The organism is Veillonella rogosae JCM 15642, from assembly GCF_002959775.1.
Taxonomy (GTDB): domain Bacteria; phylum Bacillota; class Negativicutes; order Veillonellales; family Veillonellaceae; genus Veillonella; species Veillonella rogosae.
Genome location: NZ_PPCX01000003.1, coordinates 21,481 through 41,624 on the forward strand (window position 1 = coordinate 21,481; position 20,144 = coordinate 41,624).

At 38.9% G+C, this 20,144-nt stretch carries 19 protein-coding genes and 1 other annotated feature; of the genes, 16 read left to right on the forward strand and 3 right to left on the reverse strand.

The genetic code is table 11. The features are described 5' to 3' along the window. The first annotated feature begins 17 nt into the window (after positions 1–17). From VRHSUH09_RS02050 to VRHSUH09_RS02075, 6 genes are all read left to right on the forward strand, one after another. Positions 18–1,541 carry an ABC transporter substrate-binding protein gene (locus VRHSUH09_RS02050; protein ID WP_105081229.1) on the forward strand — a complete coding sequence of 508 codons (1,524 nt, stop codon included), beginning with the start codon at positions 18–20 and terminating at the stop codon, positions 1,539–1,541. Continuing rightward, positions 1,534–2,301 carry an ABC transporter ATP-binding protein gene (locus tag VRHSUH09_RS02055; RefSeq protein ID WP_054748560.1) on the forward strand — a complete coding sequence of 256 codons (768 nt, stop codon included), beginning with the start codon at positions 1,534–1,536 and terminating at the stop codon, positions 2,299–2,301. The genes VRHSUH09_RS02050 and VRHSUH09_RS02055 overlap by 8 nt, the downstream gene beginning before the upstream one ends. A 1-nt stretch (position 2,302) precedes the next feature. Next, positions 2,303–3,043: an ABC transporter ATP-binding protein gene (locus VRHSUH09_RS02060; protein ID WP_054748558.1), complete on the forward strand. Its 741-nt coding sequence runs from the start codon at positions 2,303–2,305 to the stop codon at positions 3,041–3,043. Positions 3,044–3,253: 210 nt separating this feature from the next. Further along, on the forward strand, positions 3,254–4,453 hold the full coding sequence (locus VRHSUH09_RS02065; RefSeq protein WP_105081230.1) for an NADH-dependent flavin oxidoreductase: 1,200 nt from the start codon (positions 3,254–3,256) through the stop codon (positions 4,451–4,453). A gap of 327 nt (positions 4,454–4,780) precedes the next feature. Further along, positions 4,781–5,857 carry a type I restriction endonuclease gene (locus VRHSUH09_RS02070; RefSeq protein WP_054748556.1) on the forward strand — a complete coding sequence of 359 codons (1,077 nt, stop codon included), beginning with the start codon at positions 4,781–4,783 and terminating at the stop codon, positions 5,855–5,857. Positions 5,858–5,925: 68 nt separating this feature from the next. Next, on the forward strand, positions 5,926–6,381 hold the full coding sequence (locus VRHSUH09_RS02075; RefSeq protein ID WP_054748554.1) for a hypothetical protein: 456 nt from the start codon (positions 5,926–5,928) through the stop codon (positions 6,379–6,381). 49 nt (positions 6,382–6,430) lie between these two features. Here VRHSUH09_RS02075 and VRHSUH09_RS02080 read toward each other — a convergent pair whose 3' ends face one another. From VRHSUH09_RS02080 to VRHSUH09_RS02090, 3 genes are all read right to left on the reverse strand, one after another. After that, positions 6,431–6,775, reverse strand: a complete 345-nt coding sequence (locus VRHSUH09_RS02080; protein WP_054748553.1) for a hypothetical protein — start codon at positions 6,773–6,775, stop codon at positions 6,431–6,433. 227 nt (positions 6,776–7,002) lie between these two features. After that, positions 7,003–7,275 (reverse strand): type II toxin-antitoxin system RelE/ParE family toxin, encoded by a 273-nt coding sequence (locus tag VRHSUH09_RS02085; RefSeq protein WP_008603303.1) that lies wholly within the window; start codon positions 7,273–7,275, stop codon positions 7,003–7,005. Between the two features lie 6 nt (positions 7,276–7,281). After that, a complete protein-coding gene (locus VRHSUH09_RS02090) occupies positions 7,282–7,563 on the reverse strand; it encodes a type II toxin-antitoxin system RelB/DinJ family antitoxin (RefSeq protein WP_004697933.1) in 282 nt (93 codons plus the stop codon). A 184-nt stretch (positions 7,564–7,747) separates the two neighbouring features. On the opposite strand from VRHSUH09_RS02090, the gene VRHSUH09_RS02095 reads away from it, so the two are divergent. The 10 genes from VRHSUH09_RS02095 to VRHSUH09_RS02140 all read left to right on the forward strand — a co-directional run bounded on the left by VRHSUH09_RS02095 (position 7,748) and on the right by VRHSUH09_RS02140 (position 19,824). After that, positions 7,748–8,377 (forward strand): hypothetical protein, encoded by a 630-nt coding sequence (locus VRHSUH09_RS02095; protein WP_054748550.1) that lies wholly within the window; start codon positions 7,748–7,750, stop codon positions 8,375–8,377. Positions 8,378–8,736: 359 nt separating this feature from the next. Next, the gene (locus tag VRHSUH09_RS02100; protein ID WP_054748548.1) at positions 8,737–9,144 is read left to right on the forward strand and encodes a hypothetical protein; all 408 of its coding nucleotides are present in this window, start codon (positions 8,737–8,739) and stop codon (positions 9,142–9,144) included. A gap of 419 nt (positions 9,145–9,563) precedes the next feature. Beyond that, positions 9,564–9,767 (forward strand) — a binding site (T-box leader). Between the two features lie 179 nt (positions 9,768–9,946). Further along, on the forward strand, positions 9,947–11,485 hold the full coding sequence (locus VRHSUH09_RS02105; RefSeq protein WP_105081231.1) for a 2-isopropylmalate synthase: 1,539 nt from the start codon (positions 9,947–9,949) through the stop codon (positions 11,483–11,485). A 1-nt stretch (position 11,486) separates the two neighbouring features. Next, positions 11,487–12,746, forward strand: coding sequence for a 3-isopropylmalate dehydratase large subunit (gene leuC, locus VRHSUH09_RS02110; RefSeq protein WP_105081232.1), 1,260 nt, complete (start codon positions 11,487–11,489; stop codon positions 12,744–12,746). Position 12,747: 1 nt separating this feature from the next. Further along, entirely contained in the window at positions 12,748–13,239 is a 492-nt protein-coding gene (locus VRHSUH09_RS02115) for a 3-isopropylmalate dehydratase small subunit (protein ID WP_009351898.1), read from the forward strand. 211 nt (positions 13,240–13,450) lie between these two features. Beyond that, a complete protein-coding gene (gene leuB, locus VRHSUH09_RS02120) occupies positions 13,451–14,521 on the forward strand; it encodes a 3-isopropylmalate dehydrogenase (RefSeq protein WP_054748546.1) in 1,071 nt (356 codons plus the stop codon). A 142-nt stretch (positions 14,522–14,663) separates the two neighbouring features. After that, complete coding sequence (locus VRHSUH09_RS02125; protein WP_105081233.1) at positions 14,664–14,993, forward strand: DMT family transporter; 330 nt, start codon at positions 14,664–14,666, stop codon at positions 14,991–14,993. Between the two features lie 100 nt (positions 14,994–15,093). Then, positions 15,094–15,633 (forward strand): hypothetical protein, encoded by a 540-nt coding sequence (locus tag VRHSUH09_RS02130; protein WP_105081234.1) that lies wholly within the window; start codon positions 15,094–15,096, stop codon positions 15,631–15,633. Between the two features lie 347 nt (positions 15,634–15,980). After that, entirely contained in the window at positions 15,981–17,168 is a 1,188-nt protein-coding gene (locus VRHSUH09_RS02135; protein WP_105081235.1) for an oxygen-binding di-iron domain-containing protein, read from the forward strand. Positions 17,169–17,868: 700 nt separating this feature from the next. Further along, positions 17,869–19,824 (forward strand): S-layer homology domain-containing protein, encoded by a 1,956-nt coding sequence (locus VRHSUH09_RS02140; RefSeq protein ID WP_054748541.1) that lies wholly within the window; start codon positions 17,869–17,871, stop codon positions 19,822–19,824. Positions 19,825–20,144: the final 320 nt, after the last annotated feature.

Sequence of the window (20,144 nt, forward strand, 5' to 3'; positions counted from 1 at the left end):
TTCAAAAAGGAGAAGTTATGAAACGTTGGTTATTAGCGTGTCTAACTATGCTGTGCATGGTAGCTCTCTTGGTTGGTTGCGGTAGCGATACGGCTAAACAAGGCAAACAAGGGAAGCATATGAATGTTGGTTTATATTGGTTTGGTGAAACATTAGACCCAACTCACGAGTGGGATGCGTGGACCTTGACTCGTATCGGCGCTGGTGAAACATTGGCAACGGTAACACCAGATATGAAATTTACTCCACAATTAGCAGACTCTTGGGAAAATGTGGACCCTACAACATGGAAATTCCACATCCGTGAAAATGTAAAATTCCATAATGGTACTCCAATGACGCCACAAAAGGTTAAAGAGTCTATCGAGTACACAATGAAACAAAGTGCTCGTTCCGCGAAAGCTGTTAAAATCGAGTCCATCACAGTAGATGGTCAAAACTTGATTATTAAAACGACAGAACCTAATGGTTCCTTGTTATCTAGCTTAACTGAACCAGCGTTCGTTATCATGGACACTGCAGATCTTAAGGATGTAGCATCTAAACCAGTTCTTACAGGTCCTTATAAAATCACTGCTTTCACAAAAGGTGAAACAATCGAACTTGCTGCCTTCGCAGATTACTGGGGTGGCAAACCAGGTCTTGATACTGTAACAGTAAAAGATATCGAAGATAACAACAAACGCGCTATGGCGTTACAATCTAAAGACGTTGATGTAATCCAAAAAGTGGACTCTGCTAACCGCAGCTTGTTCAAAGATGGCTTCAACATTCAAGACGTTGCAGGCGTTCGTGTGCTCATGTTGAAATTGAACCATACTGAATTATCTCCATTACATGACAAAGCTGTACGTTCCGCTATTGCTCATATCATTAACTACGATTCTATGGCGAAAATCATTGGTAACAGTTCTACACCAGGTGCGGCTCCATTCCCACCATCTGCTAATTTAGGTTTTGATTCTATCGCTAATAAACCGATGACAGATGTAGCTAAAGCCGACCAACTTTTGACTCAAGCTGGCTATGCTAAAAATGCAAACGGTATCTATGCTAAAGATGGTAAAGAATTGGCTCTAACTCTTGCTATTTGGGGTAAAGACACAAGCTTATACGAAGAAATTCAACAAGAATTGAAACAAGCTGGCATTGCAGTAACTCTTAAAAAATTACAAGGCCCTGGTGAAGTAGATACACTTGGTACAGATGGCTTTGATATGGTAGAACGTGCTGTGGTTACTATGTCTACAAATGACCCATACTGGTACCTCAGCTTGTTCTACAAAACTGGTGCTAAAGCAAACGTTGGTGCTTACTCCAACCCTCAAGTGGATGCATTAATCGATCAATTGTCCGTAACATTTGATCAAAATGCACGTGCTAACGAAGCTAAACAAGCGCAACAATTGCTAGTTGATGACGTAGCAGATATCTACTTGATGTATCCAAGTGCAACTGTTGTATCCACTACAAAAGTTAAAAATGTACCAGTACATCCAATCGATTACTACTTATTAACAAAGGATTCTACTATTGAATAAATCTGATTGTATCGTATTTGATAATGTATCGATTTCATACGGTTCGGAGCAAGCAGTACGGAATGTATCCTTCTCTGTGCCTACTGGTGAGGTCTTTGCCATCGTTGGTGAAAGTGGCTCTGGTAAATCTACGTTAGTTCGCGCTGCCTTTGGCATGTTGAAACAAGCTAGTATTAGTGGTCAAATCCTTTTAAATGGTACAGATGTTTCTACCTTGAAGGCTAGTGATTGGCGACAATTGCGGGGCACCAAGATCTCTATGATCTTTCAAAATCCTAGCGCCTATCTAAATCTAAATCGCACCGTAGAAAATCACTTCAAGGATTTATTCCGTGCTCATGGTGAAAGCTATGAAATAGCTCGCGTCATCGACATGTTGAAGTTAGTTCATCTCAATGATGGCGAGCGTATCTTGCAGTCCTATCCGTTTCAACTGAGCGGTGGTATGCAACAGCGACTAGCTATAGCTTTAAGTCTTATCTTAAAGCCTAGAATCGTATTTGCTGATGAACCAACTAGTGCCTTAGACATGCTCGTGCAAGCCTCTGTATTGGACCTTATGAAAGAGGTAACACAAGCTCTTGGAGCAACGGTGATTATCGTAACTCATAATATCAAGTCGGCCGCACGAATTGCCAATAGCATTGGCGTTATGAATAAGGGACAGCTCGTTGAAGTAGGCTCCACCGAAGAAGTTATGGCATGCCCAAAAGATGAGTATACTCGTATTTTGTTAGATTCTGTAATGAAAGTGGTGTAGTATGATTCAACTCGAGAATATCTGTAAACAATATACAAACCACAATCATACGGTCCGCGCTGTAGATAACGTATCCTTTTCCGTGGCTCCCAATGAACGGGTAGGTATTGCTGGTGGTAGTGGTTCTGGTAAAAGTACATTGCTCAGGATGATTGCTATGCTAGAAAAACCTACATCTGGCATCTTGCGACTCTTTGGTGAGGAAATCCATTCCATTCAAAATCATACAGAAATATATCGTTCTATGCAGATGATGTTCCAAAATCCCTTGGCGGTGATTCCGCCTAGAATGAACTTAGAAGCATTTCTCTTAGAGCCGTATATCAACTATGGGCTTATGGATATAGCCGCTGCAAAGGAAGATATCCGCAAATGGATTAAACATGTAGATCTACCTGAAACTATTGTTCAGAAATATCCTCATGAAGTAAGTGGTGGTCAGCTGCAACGGTTGGTACTGGCAAGGATTATGTTGATGCATCCAAAACTAGTACTCTTTGATGAACCTACATCAGCCCTTGATGCGGTGAATCAAAAACTAGTGTTAGACCTATTACAAAAACTCCATTCGGAACAACCCTTCGGCTACGTATTCGTCAGCCATGACATCGGACTATTACAAGCCGTAACAGACCGAATCATCGTTATGAAAGATGGGCAAATCGTAGAAACCATCGAATCAAAACGACTTAAAGAAGCGGTACACCCATATACAAAATCACTTGTGGAAGCAAGTTTATAAAGAAAAGCCCCTGTTTGGATATGCTATTTTTACTGGAGAACCACTAAAGGTGGTACATATCAATCAGGGGCTTTTATTTATAAAACATATGATATAATGATAAATTGACACATCGGTAATTCGCAATATGTGAATGTGAAAATATAATTCAGTCATCATCTAGATGTATATCGTATAAAATTCCTATAGTAATAGGAGAAAGAGGCTATAATGGCACAACATAACTTAACAGATACAATTACATTTCGTCGTGGTTTAACGATTCCTAACCGCATTGCCTTGGCTCCGATGCAAAGTCAATCTGCATTAGAGGGTGGCTATGCAAGTAATGATACGATTCGTTATTACAATCATCGTTCTAAGGCCGCAGGCCTATTGATTACTGAGTTCCATTATGTTAGTGAAAGTGGTGGCCCAGCATACATGCCTGGCTATCCATCTCAAATGGGCATTTACTCTGATGTTCACTTAGAGGGAGCAAAGAAAATTGCACAAGCTTTGAAGAAGGATGGTAATAAAGCAGTTATGCAAATCCATCACGGTGGTCGCATGGCGATTGGTCGCTTTATCAACCATCAAGACGTAGTAGCGCCTAGCGACTTACAACGTAAGTTCCCTGTTCGTGCTCTTACTGAAAGTGAAATTAAAGAGATCATTGCAGACTTTGGTCGTGCTACAAAACGAGCTATTGAAGCTGGCTTTGATGGCGTAGAAATTCACGGTGCTAATCACTATTTATTGCAACAATTCTTCTCTGTATTAACAAACCACCGTACAGATAAATGGGGCGGCTCTTTAGAAAATCGCATGCGCTTCCCATTAGCCGTTGTGCGTGAAGTAAAACGCGTTGTAGCAGAAGCGGGCGCACAAAACTTTATCATTGGCTACCGCTTGAGCCCAGAAGAAATTCACGGTACAGATATTGGTTATACCTATAAAGAATCCCTTCAACTCGTAGAGGCTATTGTAAAAGAAGAGTTAGATTACATCCACTTATCCTTATGGGGAGGCTATGACTCCAAACCAGAAGGTGCAGATCAATCCTTTGGCTCTTTATTTAAAGCAGCTCTCGATGACGAAACAAAGCTTATTATTGTAGGCAATATCTTCAGCGAAGAAGCGGCTCGTGATGCCGTAGAAAACTACACTGATATTATTGCAGTAGGCCGTGGTACTTTGGTAGATCCTGAATTTGGTCATAAAATCATGAACGGTAAAGGCGATACCATCGTTCGCGAAGTAACACCGGAACATGTTCCAAACATGCACCTTACACCAGGCCTATTTGAAGCCTTCACACGTACCGACTCCTTGGGCTTGCCACCATTACCAGGTGCAGAAACCATTTACGACCAACATAGAGGTACATACGATAACCATCCACTAGCAATTCTATATGCGGAACAATAAAAACAAAACATTAACTAAATTAGTAAATAATGTTAGTAAATAACCTCGTAAAATAAATACAGATTGTAAGTAAAATTTTTAGTTAAATAATCGAATCACAATACATAAAACTATACACCCATAAATAACTTGTGAAGGCAAGTTTGTAAAATAAGAGGCTGTAGCAGAATGCAATAATAACGTATTCTGCTAAAGCCTCTTTGCTTATTATATTTTGTTTATTACTTTTATAAATTAATTATGCTTATATATGCAGGGATTTTTGTTTTTGTGTAGAAATATATAAATAAGATGAAGGGAGTGTATTAGTATTTAGGAGGTATTGTTATGGAATTCGAAGGTCTTATTAAATCACATGTGCAACGGATTAAAACTTTAAAAAATGATATTTTGACAGAAGAGGCAACAAAGACATCCCTTATTATGCCGTTCTTTAGAATTCTTGGGTATGATGTATTTAATCCAAATGAATTTATGCCAGAGTTTGTAGCAGATGTGGGACTTAAAAAGGGAGAAAAAGTTGATTATGCAATCAAGCTAGACAATGAGCCTGTTATCTTAGTTGAGTGCAAATCAATTAATGAAAAACTGGAAAAACATGACTCTCAACTATATCGTTATTTCGGTACAACAACAGCTAAGTTTGCTATTCTTACAAACGGTATTGTATATAGATTCTATACAGATATTGATGAAGTTAATAAGATGGATGAAGCGCCATTTTTAGAAATTAATCTATTAGAACTACGTGATGAGCAAATTGCAAAGTTACAGCATTTTACAAAAGAAAAATTTGATCGAGATGCTATTTATGATTCGGCAGAAGGCTTAAAAAATGAGGCTCAGATTCGACAAATTATTAAAGATGAAATAGAAAATCCTAGTGATGAATTAGTTAAATTTATATTGGGTAAAGGTGTTTATAATCGAGTAAAAACACAGGCTGTTATTGAAAAATATACTCCTATTGTAAAAAATGCCTTTGATTATATTATAAAAGAAATGCTTAGTAAAAAGATTGAGACTGCTTTTGCAAATACAGAGCCTGTCTCAACAACAGAGTCTCAAGCTGATAATGAAGATACAAATATTAATGATGAAGTAGAGAGTAATATTGTTACAACAGAAGAAGAACTTGAAGCATATTACATTGTAAGAGCAATTCTTAGTAAATATATTGATGTAGAACGAATTTCTTATAGTGATAAAGAAAGTTATTTTGCAATAATCTTAGATGAGCGTATTACTAAATGGTTATGTCGAATCTATATTAAAAAGAATAAGAAATCTATTGCTATTGTTGAAAATGGTGAAAAAATAAAATATACAATTGAAAATATTAGTGATATCTATGGGTATGCAGATAAACTTGTTCAAAGATTGCAAGCACTAGATATGAAGTAAGTAAACAAATTTATTACTATATTGTTGCTATATTTATCATAATTTGAAGATTAAGCAGAGAGAGTCTTATGAATACTTTAAATAATATTTTAGATAAGGTGGAGGAAGCTTTAAATAAGTTATATGAAAAGGACCAATATTTGATTCATTCTGAAAAGAATAATCATGTTAGTGAACGATCTATTACTCATAAATTGGGCGCATATCTTACGCCCTTATTTGAAGAGTATGATGTGGATTGTGAGTATAATAGATTTGGTTATGAGGGTAAATTTGTTGAAAAACTAAAGCAGAATGTAATACCAGATATTATTATTCATAAGAGAGGTAAACGTAATAATTTTATTGCGATAGAAGTAAAAACTTGGTGGAATAAATCTAAAGTTTCGGCTGATAAAGATAAATTGACTGAGCTTACAAAGTCTAAATATAATTACGAATATGGTATTAGTCTAGTTATAAACAAAAGTAGAGATAAAGTATCTAAAGTGATTTTTTCTAAAGGAAAAGAACTTAAGATTTAGTATCTAGAAAAAAGAGACTCCTTTATTGGAGTCTCTTTTTCTTCGATTTCTAAATTTCCGCTTTCAAATCAATAACGTTTTTACATGCTACGCAGCTAGGGCAGTCGCAGAATTCTGCGCCTTCTGCTTTGATGTCTTTAGCGTGTTGTAATAGGTTAGCTGCGCCTTCTGAGCCAAGGATTTGTGTAGCGAGTTCAGAGCCTGCAAAGCCGATTGTTTCGTCGATAAGCGCAATATTTTCTTCTGCTACGGATACGAGTTGTTTCGTGAGTTCTTCTTGTTTAGGTGTACCTTCTGCATTAATCCAAGATTGAGCGAATTCCTTTACTGTTTCATTGCTTGTAGGTGCATCTAATAATGCTTGTACGAGTTGTGTTAATTGTGTATGTGTCATGATAATCTCCTTGATATAACTAGTAAATATGAGTTTGGAAAGATGCACTTACTATCATATGAGCACCTGTTCGTTTTTATAAGTTCATTATAGCACCTACAATAATTTTGAATAGTAGAATGATTTGCGATAGATACTATCAAATAGAATAGATTTATGATAATAACTGGTATAAATTTTTTGGGGAATAGAAAAGAGGAATGCTTTCACATTCCTCTTAAGCTTAGTTAGAATAAATCTGAATGGCTACCCGTGCGAGTTAAAGATAATACTAATATGTCATCTTTAATTGCATAAATTAGAAGCCAATCTGGCTCGATATGTAACTCTCTAAAGCCTTCGTAGTTTCCTGTTAATGGATGATCTTTATAACCAGGATCTAATAGCGTTTGATTCTGTAATTTATTGATGATTGAATAGAGTTTATTGAGATCTTTACCGCGTTTTTTTGAGCGCTTTAGGTCCTTTTTGAACTTACTGCTAAGCACTAATCTCAACATAACTGATTACTCCAATCCTAAATCCTCAATCATTTCTTTTACATTAGCATATGATTTTGCTTTTACTTTTCCTGCCAATATATCTTTCGTTTCTTGAATAGCAGCTTCTGTTTCTGCATTATAACGAGGTTGTTTAGGTTGAAATGGAAATCCGCCTTCCATTAGTGATGTGTGGAGAAAAATATTAATTGCATCAGTTACGGATATGCCAAAGCTAGCATATAGTGCTTCTAATTGTGCTTTTACAGCTGGCTCGATACGCAAACTGATAGAGGCTGTTTTAGCCATAGTATCACCTCCTGTTACTTCTATTGTAATGCCAATGCTATATAATTGCAATCTTATAACTGCGAATTGCAAGCATAATATATATCTTTTCCTGGACGAAAAATACTTATGAATATAAGAATATTAGCTTTTTAGGTGATATAATTAACTTACTATATGTAGTTTGTTTGCAGGGGAATGTATTATGAAAAAGGTTGTATGTGCGTTAGCTACGCTAGCTTTTATAGGTTCCATCAATGTTGTGTCCGCAGATGATTTGATGAGATTCCGTCTTAATGGTAATTCTATTTATGACCAGCCTTATGGGGATCGGAATGAGTTCCCATGTCCAGATAGACTTGGAAGTTGCACTATGACTGATGAGGATTATAAAAGCACTCGTAAAGGTCAATCTCTAGAGGTGTTTGATACTGTATATGAGGCTAAGCAACATTTGAACTTTAAGCCACAGTTGCCAAGTGGTTTAGAGGGGTTACGTCCTGTACATGTATCCATTGTGGATCACGATGTATTACAAGTTGTGTATGCCTATCATGAGCTTTTAAAAGGAACATATTTTGACCGTGTAGATGATATACCAAAGTATATTAAGTATCGCGTATCTACAGTATCAGGTAATATTGCAGGTGATTATAAGGATTACTTACCTCAGAAAACCGATGTTATAAATGGGATGACGATAACCTATCGAATGGTAGATGACGCCCTTTACTTAGCATCTTGGGAACATGCGGGGCAGAGCCATGTGTTCTTATTTAATGAGCCAGTTTCTGTGGAGCGGGCTAGAGAAATGATTAAGAGCGTAGATTATTGAAAAAACATTTTGAATGTAGTATATTATAGATAGGCAATTGATAGTTGTGCAATTAACTACAAAATCCCCCGGAGCGGCAACTCCGAGGGATTTTTTACATTATTACGCTAATGCTAGAGCGTTGGGCTAGTTGCTAAATAAAAGGGCTAGGAAAGCGTCTAACCACTTGCAAATGTAGTAGGCGAGTACATTTACCATGACGGCTAGCCAAAATTGATAGTTGTTGTGCAATAACTACACCCCCTTTCTGTTGCTAGATTAGGGTTAGCAACACCTATAGTATAGCAAAATACTCTTTACACAAATAGCGATATACAGTCCTTATGGTTGTGGTTGATATTAAAAATAATGGAGCTTTTATGAACGCAAATAATTATAAGGTTTCAAAGTTGCCATATATAGAAAATGCTAGCAATGAGATAATGGAAAAGTACAATATAAAAGCACAATATGAAATGGAACCACCTCATGGAGATGCTATATATTCTATTTCTATAAAGGGGAAAGTATTACCGTTTTGGATTTATGGTAGGGACGTTACTTTCATAGGTAATAGTATGGTTATGGTCGAGTCTGTAAGATGCAAAACCTGGGATCCCATTGAAACCATTATTATTGATTTAGAGAAGGAAGTGTATGCTAGTTTAAAGGAATGGTATACAGATATTTCATTTGTTAATAATCGAATAGAGTTTTCCAATCAAGTGGTAAAAATGGATAAACGAATTCTAAATAATTTTGAGAATTTAGAGTGGATAAGCTTTTAAGAGTGATTGCGTAGAGGATTTATTGACTACACTATAGTGAAGTGTTATTCTATATATGACAAGGGATGTCAATATGTGACATAGTCTCATATGAACGAAAAAATAGCAGGGTGGCAGCCCTGCTATTTTTATTGTGCTAGTTACTAACGAGAATGTCTATCTAGCCACTTGCAGATATAGTGACAAGTTATACCTGCTACGACAGACATTAAAAGGGATATCAAAATGTCTAACATAGTCTCACCTCCTTTCTGTTACCAGATTGGAGTAGTAACAACTAGATTATACACCGTACATATATACGTTTCTAGAAGGATTGATAAAGAGAGATATATAGATAAATATTAGAATACAGTATATTCATTTTATTTTAATTGACATAAGTCTATAGAATACAGTACAATACCCTTATATCTTAAAAACAAGCTATGAATGGGTATAAAGGTTTACAGGTCCTGCTTTCAGAGAGTTGCCGGTTGGTGCGAGGCAATAGAGGTTGTATGCTGACACTCTCCCGTGAGCTTTGGTGGCGAATACAGCAGTAGTCATCGACGGTGGTTCCGTTATACCCACAACGAGTCCCAATTAGGGTGGTACCGTGTTATGAATATAACGCCCCTTTGAGCAACGACAGTTGTTCTAGGGGCTTTTTTTATTGTAAAAGTCTAGTAAAATTACTGATTTGATGTATCTACATTGGCTTCAGCCGAAATAGCGTTGAAATCGGCGATTTTACTAAACTTTCACAATAGATAGATATAATACAGCGTTATGTTTTATTAGTATAGAAAAGGTGAAGATTATGGATCAAAATCGCGTATATTTCTTCGATACAACCCTTCGTGATGGGGAACAAACACCAGGTGTGTCTTTACAAACTCCTGAAAAAATTGAAATTGCGAAAGGCCTAGTACGCCTCGGCATCGACGTAATCGAGGCTGGCTTCCCAGCAGCATCCCCTGGAGATTTTGAAGCAGTACAAACGATTGCACGCGAAGTGAAAGGCGCAACAATTTGTGCGTTGGCACGTGCTAATGAAAAGGACGTACAAAAAGCGATTGATGCATTGAAAGATGCGGAACGCAGCCGTTTGCATGTATTCATTGCTATTTCCGAACTTCATATGAAATATAAATTAAAAATGACTCGCCAAGAGGTATTGGATAAGGTTAAATCCGTATTGGCATATGCAAAAGGTAAGGTTGATGAAATCGAGTTCTCCGGTGAAGACGCGGCACGCTCTGATTTAGATTTTGCATGCCAAGTATTTGGTGTTGCCATTGCTGGTGGCGCAACAATTATTAATGTGCCAGACACAGTAGGTTATATGAACCCTAATGAGTTCGGTGATAAAATTCGTTACATCAAAGAACATACACCAGGCATTGAAAATGCAATTATCTCTGTTCACTGCCATGACGACTTAGGTCTTGCCAATGCGAATACGTTAGCTGCTATTAAAGCAGGTGCACGCCAAGTAGAAGGCACAATTAATGGCCTAGGCGAACGGGCTGGTAACGTAGCGATTGAAGAAGTTGTAATGGCTCTTAAAACACGCCATGATTACTTCGGCGATCTTGAAGTGAATATCGATACAAAACAATTCACTAAATTGTCTAAACTTGTGAGCCGTTTAACAGGTGTTGTAGTTCCACCAAACAAACCAATCGTAGGTTCTAACGCCTTTGCTCATGAGTCTGGTATTCACCAACATGGTATGATGAGCAACCCTGAAACGTATGAAATCATGACTCCTGAGTCCGTAGGGGCTGAAAAAACAGACCTCGTATTGGGCAAACACTCTGGCCGTCATGCCTTCGCTGATCATTTGGCAAAACTTGGTTTCCAATCTTTCACTGAAGAGAAAATCAACGACCTCTTCGCTAAATTCAAAGAATTGGCGGACCGCAAAAAACAAGTATACGACGATGACATCGTAGCTCTTGTAGTCGATAATATGCACCATAAAAAAGCATTCGAGCTTGTGGCTCAATACTATAAATTAGGTGAAAAAGGTTATGCTTATGCTGACGTTCGCCTCATGACACCAGAAGGTGAAAAAGCCGATGCTGCCGTAGGTGATGGTCCAGTAGACGCATCCCTTAAAGCGGTTGAACGTGTCGTTGGCTTGCCAATCAGCTTAAAAGACTACCAAATCCGTGCTATCACAGCCGGTAAAGATGCCCTTGGGGAAGCAACCCTTAAGGTAGAATACAACGGTCGCTTGTACCATGGTCGTGGTATTAGCACCGATATCGTTAAATCAAGTGTGAACGCATACATTAATGCAGTTAACTCAGTATTCCTAGCTATGGAGCTAGAACAACAGGAGGAAGAATAATATGGGTATGACCATTACTGAAAAGAATATGGCTCGCCACGCGGGTCTTGATGTTGTAAAACCGGGCCAAATCATCGAATGTCATTTGGACGCTGTTTTGATGAACGACATCACATTCCCACCGGCGCGTAAAGAGTTCTTGAAAATCGGCAAACCTGTATTTGACCGTCATAAAATCTACTTAGTGCCAGATCATTTCACACCAAATAAAGATATTCAATCTGCTACACAAGCGAAAGTAATGCGCGACTTCGTACGCGAACATGGCATTACAAACTACTTTGAAGTAGGTAGAATGGGTATCGAGCACGTTATTTTGCCAGAAAAAGGTCTTATCGGCCCTGGTGAAATGATCATTGGTGCGGACTCCCACACTTGTACATATGGTGCGGTAAATGCATTCTCCACAGGCGTAGGCTCCACTGATGCGGGCGTTGCTATGGCAGAAGGTAAAACTTGGTTCAAAGTACCTGAAACTATTAAAGTTGAACTTATCGGCAAACCTAACAAATGGATAACTGGTAAAGACGTAATTCTTGATTTAATCGGTCAAATCGGCGTAGACGGTGCTCGTTACATGGCTCTTGAATTCGCTGGCGACGGCGTACAACACATGACTATGGCTGACCGTCTTACAATCTGTAACATGGCTATCGAAGCGGGCGGTAAATGTGGCGTATTCCCTTACGATGCAATTACTGAAGAATACATCAAAGGCCGCGTAAACCGTCCTGTTGAACCAATCGCTCCAGATGCTGATGCAGTATATGCTCAAACAATTACAATTGACTTGTCTAAATTGCAACCAGTTGTAGCATTCCCTCATTTGCCATCTAACACACATTACATCAACGAAATCGACAAGGATATTAAAATCGACCAAGTTATCATCGGTTCCTGTACAAATGGCCGTTACGAAGACTTGGTGGCAGCTGCGGAAATCTTCAAAGGTCGCAAGGTGGCTCCATTCGTTCGTTGTATCGTAATCCCTGGTTCCCAAGATGTATATGACCAAGCGTTGAAAGATGGTTTATTGGACATCTTCATTCAAGCTGACTGCGCTGTGTCCACGCCAACATGTGGTCCATGCCTTGGCGGTTACATGGGTATCATGGCTGAAGGGGAACGCACCGTTTCCACAACAAACCGTAACTTCCGTGGTCGTATGGGTCACGTTGATTCTGAAGTATATTTGGCAAGCCCTTACGTGGCGGCAGCGAGTGCTGTATTAGGCCGCATTGCAGGCCCTGAGGAGGTTTAATATGGATTTTGAAAGTAAAAAAATCTGGCGCTACGGCGACGATGTAGATACAGACGTAATCATTCCGGCTCGTTACTTGGCGATTGCTGACTGGAACGAATTGGCGGAACATGCGATGGAAGATATTGATACTACTTTCGCTCCCAATGTGAAAGCTGGTGAAATCATGGTAGCTGGCAAAAACTTTGGTTGTGGTTCCTCCCGTGAACACGCACCAGGCGTTATCAAAGCAAAAGGCGTGCCTGTTATCGTAGCACATTCCTTTGCACGTATCTTCTTCCGCAATGCTATCAACATCGGTTTGCCAGTAGTGGAAATCGGCGAACAAGTCGATCGTATCGACGCTGGTGATGCAATCGGCGTAGACTTGTCTAAAGGTATCGTGTACAACTTGACTAAAAACGAACAATACCAAGGGACTGAGTTGCCACAATTCATTCAAGATATTGCGGCAGCTGGTGGTCTTGTGAACTTTGCGAAAAACCGTAAATAATACTACGTTACCGATCCTCGGTGATGCGCCGCCGCTCCAGCTAGCTTAACGGTCTGCGGCATAGCCTTGACCTGCTAAAGTCGCGTTAGCGCATGCACCTCGGATCTACGTATTTTATTATTCGGTTTTGCTCAAAACTTTAAAAACCTAGCAGCTATCAAAATCTTGAATGAATTTGTGGCGGAGGGAAATTACTATATGGAGAGGTAATATGAGCGAAAAGAATATCGTATTGATTCCTGGTGATGGTATCGGTACTGAAATTATTGCTGCAGCGAAGGCTGTGTGTGATGTGGCTTTTGAGAAAGCTAATGTAAAGGTTAATTGGATTGATAAAAAAGCGGGCGGTGCGTCTATTGATGCATACGGTGTGCCTTTGACTGAGGATACAATCGAGGCTTGTAAAGCTGCTGATGCTGTATTGCTTGGTGCTGTAGGCGGTCCTAAATGGGATAATGTAGATCCTTCTATCCGTCCTGAAAAAGCAATCCTAGGTCTTCGTAAGGAGCTTGGTTTGTTCTGTAACTTGCGTCCTGTAAAAATCTATCCGTCCTTGCAAGAGTATTCCCCACTTAAAAAGGAACTCGTTCAAGATGTAGATTTCGTTATCGTTCGTGAGTTGACTGGTGGTATTTACTTCGGTGAACGCGAAGAGGCGCAAGGTGAAGGTGCTAACGAGTTCGCTTGGGATAAAGAAACTTATAGCCGTTACGAAGTAGAGCGCATCATGGATATCGCTATGGAAACAGCTCGTAAACGTAACAAAAAGGTTGTATCCGTAGATAAAGCAAATGTATTGGCATCTTCTCGTTTGTGGCGTAAAATCGCTCAAGAGAAAGCGGCAGCTAATCCAGATATCACAACAGATTACTTCTATGTGGATAATACAGCGATGCAACTCGTTGTAAATCCTGCACAATTCGACGTTATCGTAACAACAAACTTGTTCGGCGACATCTTGTCTGACGAAGGCGCTGTTATCTCTGGTTCCATCGGGCTTTTACCATCTGCATCCATGGGTACAGGCACAGCATTGTACGAACCAATCCACGGTTCTGCACCAGATATTATGGGCCAAAACTTGGCGAACCCATTGGGTACAATCTTGTCCGCAGCTATGATGTGCCGTCACTCCCTTGATTTGCCTCAAGTGGCTGACGCTATTGAAAAAGCTGTTGAACAAGTGCTCGTTGATGGTTACCGCACAGGCGATATCTACCGTGAAGGGTTAAAACGCGTAGGTACCACAGAAATGGCGCAAGCTGTTATTGAACGTCTATAATTGTAGGGAACAAGGTTTTGAAAGCTCATCAAGTGAGCTAAATCATTTCAAAATCTAATCATATACTTTATAATGCAGAAATATTATATATAGGTTATTATATGAGAGAGGGCTAGTCCCTCTCTTTTTTGCGGGAGGTGTTATGTTACCTTATTTTTTGCTTGCCTTATCTATAGGGCTTGAGCTATTTGCTACGACCATGTTGAAAGCATCTGATGGTTTTACACGGCCGTTACAGACCGTTGCTTGTGTGCTTGGCTATGTAGGATCTTTCTATACATTGACGCATGTACTGAAATATATTCCACTCAGTGTTACCTATGCTACCTGGTCTGGCGTAGGTCTCGTGGTGACAGCACTCATTTCTGTCTTTATCTTTAGTGAGGGCTATAATATGTACACTATTTTGGGGATAGGTCTTATTGTGGTTGGTGTTGTTATCCTTAACTTGTGGGGGAACGTAGGTCACTAATCTATAAGACTGTTAATGTAGCCATTAATTAGATTGGTCTTATATCATAATTATCATAATCATATTGTTAGATGAGAGAAGAGCTAATAAGGAGGGCTTTATGAATTCTTCCATGTATCGAAATTTAACCATTACTGCGTTATTGATGGCATTAGCCATTATGATTCCTATTATGATGCCGTTGAAAGTTGTCATACCGCCGGCATCGTATACGCTGGCGAGTCACGTGCCTATATTCCTGGCCATGTTCTTGTCCCGTAAGATGGCGGCTTGTGTCGTAATAGGTTCTACGCTAGGTTTCTTCGTGGCAGGGTTCCCTATTGTTATCGTTATGCGCGCTGCCTCTCATATTATCTTTGCTTTGATGGGGGCTTATTATATTAAACATCATCCAGGTGTATTAACAGGGGCGTTATCTTTTGCTGCATTTAACTTTGTCTGTGCTATTATTCATGCCATTGGAGAAGTACTAGCCTGCCTCTTGTTCTACACAACAACTACGATACCTAATATTGATCTTATCTACGTTGTGTTCGTACTTGTTGGTGCTGGTACTATTGTTCATAGTTTAGTTGATGGATATATTGCACTATATATCTATAAAGCTATTCCAGGATTGTCTCAACCAGATAATAAATAATCTGGCGTTATTCTGAATTATCTAGCAGAGTCATAAATAATCCGCCATCAAACTGAATATAGTCGTAACCACTCATGGCGTATCAATATATACTAATGTATAGTATTTGAATACCTATGAGTGGTTTTTTATATTAATTCTTAAATCTGTACCTGCAGATACGGACTATTTCTTCTGAATTCGATATAATAAAACTATAGTTAATGACCGATTCGTGTTATGTCATTTGATATAACATTTGGGCCATAGATTTGGTTGTACTGGTGAAAGTTCCACATATTCCTTGATTCTAAAATATATTAGGAGTGAGGTAAGTACCTATACTTTCACAGAAAACGGAGGTTATTATGAGAAAGCACATTAAAAATAACGTATCTTGGGTGGGGAAAATCGACTGGGAATTGAATGAGTTCCACGGTTCTGATTACAGTATTAACAATGGTTCCAGCCAAAATGCGTACTTGATTGAAGAGGAGAAAACCGTCCTCATCGATACGGTGTGGAAACCTCATTCCTCAGAGTTTATCGATAATTTGGAAGCTGAAATCGATTTAAATAAGATTGATTTCATCGTATGTAACCACGGCGAAGTGGATCACAGCGGTTCCTTACCTGCATTGATGGAAAAAATTCCTAATACTCCAATTTACTGTACGGAAAATGCCGTTAAGTCCTTGGTGGGTCAATATCATCATCCGGAATGGAATTTTCAAGTTGTTAAAACAGGTGATTCCGTAGATATCGGCAATGGTAAATCCTTGGTATTCGTAGAAATGCGCATGCTTCATTGGCCTGATTCCATGGCAACCTATATGACTGGCGACAATATTTTGTTCTCTAACGATGCGTTCGGTCAACATTACGCGGTAGAAGAATTGTGGGCCGATAAGGCTGATCAATGTCGTTTATGGGCAGAGGCGATGAAATATTACGCTAATATTTTGAATCCATTCTCTCCATTGGTAAAAGCTAAAATTGAAGAAATTCAAAAGCTCAACTTGCCAATTGATATCATCGCTACCAGCCATGGTGCTATTTGGCGTGAAAACCCAATGCAAATTGTAGAAAAATACTATGAATGGTCTCAAGCGTATCAAGAAGACCAAATCACAGTGGTGTACGATACAATGTGGGATGGCACAAAGAAATTAGCCCATAAGATTGCTGAAGAAATTTCTAAGCAAGCTCCAGATACGCGTGTTAAAATCTACAACATTAGTAAAACCAATAAAAATGACATCATGACAGAAGTATTTAAGTCTAAAGCAATCGCAGTAGGCTCTCCAACAACAGGGAATAGCGTACTGTCCAGTGTAGCTGGTTGGCTCGACTTCTTACGTGAATTGAAATTTAAAAATAAAAAGGCCGCTGTATTCGGTACCTATGGTTGGTCTGGTGAATCTACGAAAGTCCTTCGTGAAGAGTTAACTAAATATGGTTTTGCTGTAGTAGAACCAGAAATTAAATGTAACTGGAATCCAGACGCTTCTGATCTTAATAAAGCGGAAGAACTAGTAAGTGCATTATTAGCATAATTTAATATAAAAATTTGAGTAAGCCTCTTGTTTTCTTTAGAAAAGCTAGGAGGCTTACTTTTGTTTTAGTTGTGTATACATAAAACATTGGATATTCAAAGGAAAAATTGTAGACTTTATTCCTTTAAAGCTTTAGCTGTGATATGTATATATGTTGATATGTATAGTTGTATAGTGACTAAATATAAATTATAAAATAAATATAAATTAAAAGAATGGAGATTAAATATGCGTAAAAGCCACTTTCACCAAATATTCATGAATGAAGAGTGAATATGGGTTGTTGGGGGTTTATGCTATATTCTAAATACTTATAGAATGATTAATTATTTATAAGTTATTCAGTTTAGTACTTGAAAAATACTTGAAAAGTTGTGATTTTTTTCACTCATTATAAAAAATGATGAATATATTAACTTGATACAAAACACTAGTAATCAAGCTATTTTTAGGATATATGAAGACTTATTAATGAAGTTTATGTGGTAAAAAGGCTTGTATATATCGTAAAACTTTGATATGCTATGCGGGTAATGAACAATATAAATTTTTCTTAAACTGAAATGGATGTATTTCTTTGAGAGATAAATTAGAAATATTTCCTAATCAGCCCGAGGAGAGAGGCGGAATACTTAGAGAGGTTGAAAAATTGTATTGTATTGTAATTTGGTTAAGTTTTTTAATTTAGTGAGGGTGTAAGATGAGAGAAATTAAACATTCCAAAAAATTAGCGTTTGCTGTATTAGCTGCAGTTGCAGCAGTAGGTTCTGCTGTTGCGCCTGTAAGTGCAGCTCCTGTGACAACTGCAGATGGTTTTATCTTTGCAGCAGGTAATGCAACGGCATCTCCTGATGCACATAATACTGTGTCTTATGGTACTGTTGCCATTGGTACAGCTACAAGCATCGCTGTAGGCCAAGGTAATACAATTACAAGCGCTAATGGTTCTAGCAGTGCTTTTGGTAACCAAAACACTATTAATGGTAACCAAGCTAATGCCTTCGGTGACGGCAATACTGTAACAGGTGCATATGCACAAGCTTTTGGTGATGCTAACATTGCTAATGGTACAAATGCGATTGCTTATGGTTATAACAATACTGTAGCTGGTACTACTACAAACTACCGCGATCGTGCTTTCGATAATGAGTCTGATGCTGCTACACTTTTAAATGGTTCTTGGAATAGCAACTCCGTCGCTATTGGTTCTAAAAATACTGCATTAGGTAGCTCTGCATTGGCAGTAGGTAATGAAGCTCAAGCTAAAATGAGCGAATCTATTGCTATCGGTCATGGTGCACAAGCTGATAAAACTTGGGGCATTGCAGTTGGTACACGCGCAGCTGCTTCTGATGTACGTTCCTTAGCATTTGGTCATGAAGCTAAATCTACTGGTTATAAAGCAAATGCTATCGGTGCTGATGCACAAGCTAAAGGTAACCATGCTAATGCTATTGGTTCCTCTGCATATGCAAATGGCGATCACGCTCAAGCATTTGGTGCTGGTGCCCATGCTGATGGTGTACGTACTAATGTATTTGGTTCTGATGCTTCTGCAAGCGCAGATTACAGCATTGCAATCGGTAACAAAGCTAATGCATCCACTGCAAACTCCATTGCATTAGGTGCTAATGCAACTACTCGTTCTGCTACTAATGTAACTAGCGCAACTGTAGCTGGTCATGCATTTGGTGGTTTTGCAGGTACTAGCCCTGTAGGCTCTGTATCCGTTGGCAAAGCTGGTGAAGAACGTCAACTTCACAACGTCGCAGCAGGTGAAATTTCCGCTACATCTACAGATGCTGTAAATGGTAGCCAATTGTACTCCGTAGCAAATGATTTGCAAGATCAAATTAAGAAAAGTGTACCTTCTAACGTAACTAACCAAATTACAAATATTAATAATCGTATAGGCGATGTTGAAAAACGCGTTAATAAAGTAGGTGCAGGTTCCGCTGCATTGGCTGCATTGCATCCATTGGACTTCAACCCAGATGACAAATGGACAATCGCTGCTGGTTATGGTCACTACCACAATGCAAACTCCGCTGCATTAGGCGCGTTCTACCGCCCTAACGAAGACACTATGTTCTCCGTTGGTGGTACTGTAGGTACTGGTGAAACTCAATTGAACGCAGGCGTATCTCTTCGTCTTGGTAAACGTTCTCCTGAGTCCCGTTCCCGCGTAGCTATGGGTCGTGAAATCGCTGAATTGAACGCACGTCTTCAAGATATGGAAAACAAATATAACAACTTGTTACAAATCATGAATCCACTTGCAATCGATCCTAGCAAAACTGCTGAATTCCCAGATGTTCCTCAAAATCACTGGGCTTACCAATACATTAGCCAATTGGCTGGTAATGGTATCCTTGTTGGCTACCCTGATGGCACATTCAAAGGCGATGCAAAAATGACTCGCTACGAATTCGCCACAATGTTGTACCGTGCACTTCAAAATGGTGCTCCTATCGACGAAAACATGAAACGTGCGATGAATGAATTCGGCCCTGAATTACAAAACATTCGTCTTAACCACTTCCGCATCGATCGTATCTCTGGTGGTGACAACGATCGTCACAAAACTGAACGTGTTCGCGTTAACAACGAACCTGAAAATCAACGTGACGTATACGGTTCCCGTATTTACAAATAATACGACTACTTCCCTTCGAGCTTGTGAAAGCTCAAAAACAGGATGTATCTTCGTGATACATCCTGTTTTTTTGTGCCCAAAAATGGCTTATAGGACAAAAAGTGTGTGTAAAAACCCTTATAACACTAGATATTTACTAGTGTTATAAGGGTTTAATCTTTTTTGGGAGAAGTTTGAGGGTGGACAAAAAGTGTGGGTGGAAACATCAATTAACCCTTGTAATTACTGACTAAAATGAGGTTATATCTTCCTATATATAAACAAATATGGAGGAAGAGTTTATGCGACAAATAAAATGTCCTGATTGTAATGAAACATGT

Bases quoted from the DNA above. Each gene is read 5' to 3' on its own strand.
- VRHSUH09_RS02130 (WP_105081234.1), top strand. From the start codon at position 15,094: ATGAATTCTTCCATGTATCGAAATTTAACCATTACTGCGTTATTGATG.
- VRHSUH09_RS02065 (WP_105081230.1), top strand. From the start codon at position 3,254: ATGGCACAACATAACTTAACAGATACAATTACATTTCGTCGTGGTTTA.
- VRHSUH09_RS02125 (WP_105081233.1), top strand. From the start codon at position 14,664: ATGTTACCTTATTTTTTGCTTGCCTTATCTATAGGGCTTGAGCTATTT.
- VRHSUH09_RS02140 (WP_054748541.1), top strand. From the start codon at position 17,869: ATGAGAGAAATTAAACATTCCAAAAAATTAGCGTTTGCTGTATTAGCT.
- VRHSUH09_RS02085 (WP_008603303.1), bottom strand. From the start codon at position 7,275: ATGTTGAGATTAGTGCTTAGCAGTAAGTTCAAAAAGGACCTAAAGCGC.
- VRHSUH09_RS02075 (WP_054748554.1), top strand. From the start codon at position 5,926: ATGAATACTTTAAATAATATTTTAGATAAGGTGGAGGAAGCTTTAAAT.
- VRHSUH09_RS02115 (WP_009351898.1), top strand. From the start codon at position 12,748: ATGGATTTTGAAAGTAAAAAAATCTGGCGCTACGGCGACGATGTAGAT.
- VRHSUH09_RS02100 (WP_054748548.1), top strand. From the start codon at position 8,737: ATGAACGCAAATAATTATAAGGTTTCAAAGTTGCCATATATAGAAAAT.
- VRHSUH09_RS02060 (WP_054748558.1), top strand. From the start codon at position 2,303: ATGATTCAACTCGAGAATATCTGTAAACAATATACAAACCACAATCAT.
- VRHSUH09_RS02105 (WP_105081231.1), top strand. From the start codon at position 9,947: ATGGATCAAAATCGCGTATATTTCTTCGATACAACCCTTCGTGATGGG.
- VRHSUH09_RS02070 (WP_054748556.1), top strand. From the start codon at position 4,781: ATGGAATTCGAAGGTCTTATTAAATCACATGTGCAACGGATTAAAACT.
- leuB (WP_054748546.1), top strand. From the start codon at position 13,451: ATGAGCGAAAAGAATATCGTATTGATTCCTGGTGATGGTATCGGTACT.
- VRHSUH09_RS02050 (WP_105081229.1), top strand. From the start codon at position 18: ATGAAACGTTGGTTATTAGCGTGTCTAACTATGCTGTGCATGGTAGCT.
- VRHSUH09_RS02095 (WP_054748550.1), top strand. From the start codon at position 7,748: ATGAAAAAGGTTGTATGTGCGTTAGCTACGCTAGCTTTTATAGGTTCC.
- VRHSUH09_RS02135 (WP_105081235.1), top strand. From the start codon at position 15,981: ATGAGAAAGCACATTAAAAATAACGTATCTTGGGTGGGGAAAATCGAC.
- leuC (WP_105081232.1), top strand. From the start codon at position 11,487: ATGGGTATGACCATTACTGAAAAGAATATGGCTCGCCACGCGGGTCTT.
- VRHSUH09_RS02090 (WP_004697933.1), bottom strand. From the start codon at position 7,563: ATGGCTAAAACAGCCTCTATCAGTTTGCGTATCGAGCCAGCTGTAAAA.
- VRHSUH09_RS02080 (WP_054748553.1), bottom strand. From the start codon at position 6,775: ATGACACATACACAATTAACACAACTCGTACAAGCATTATTAGATGCA.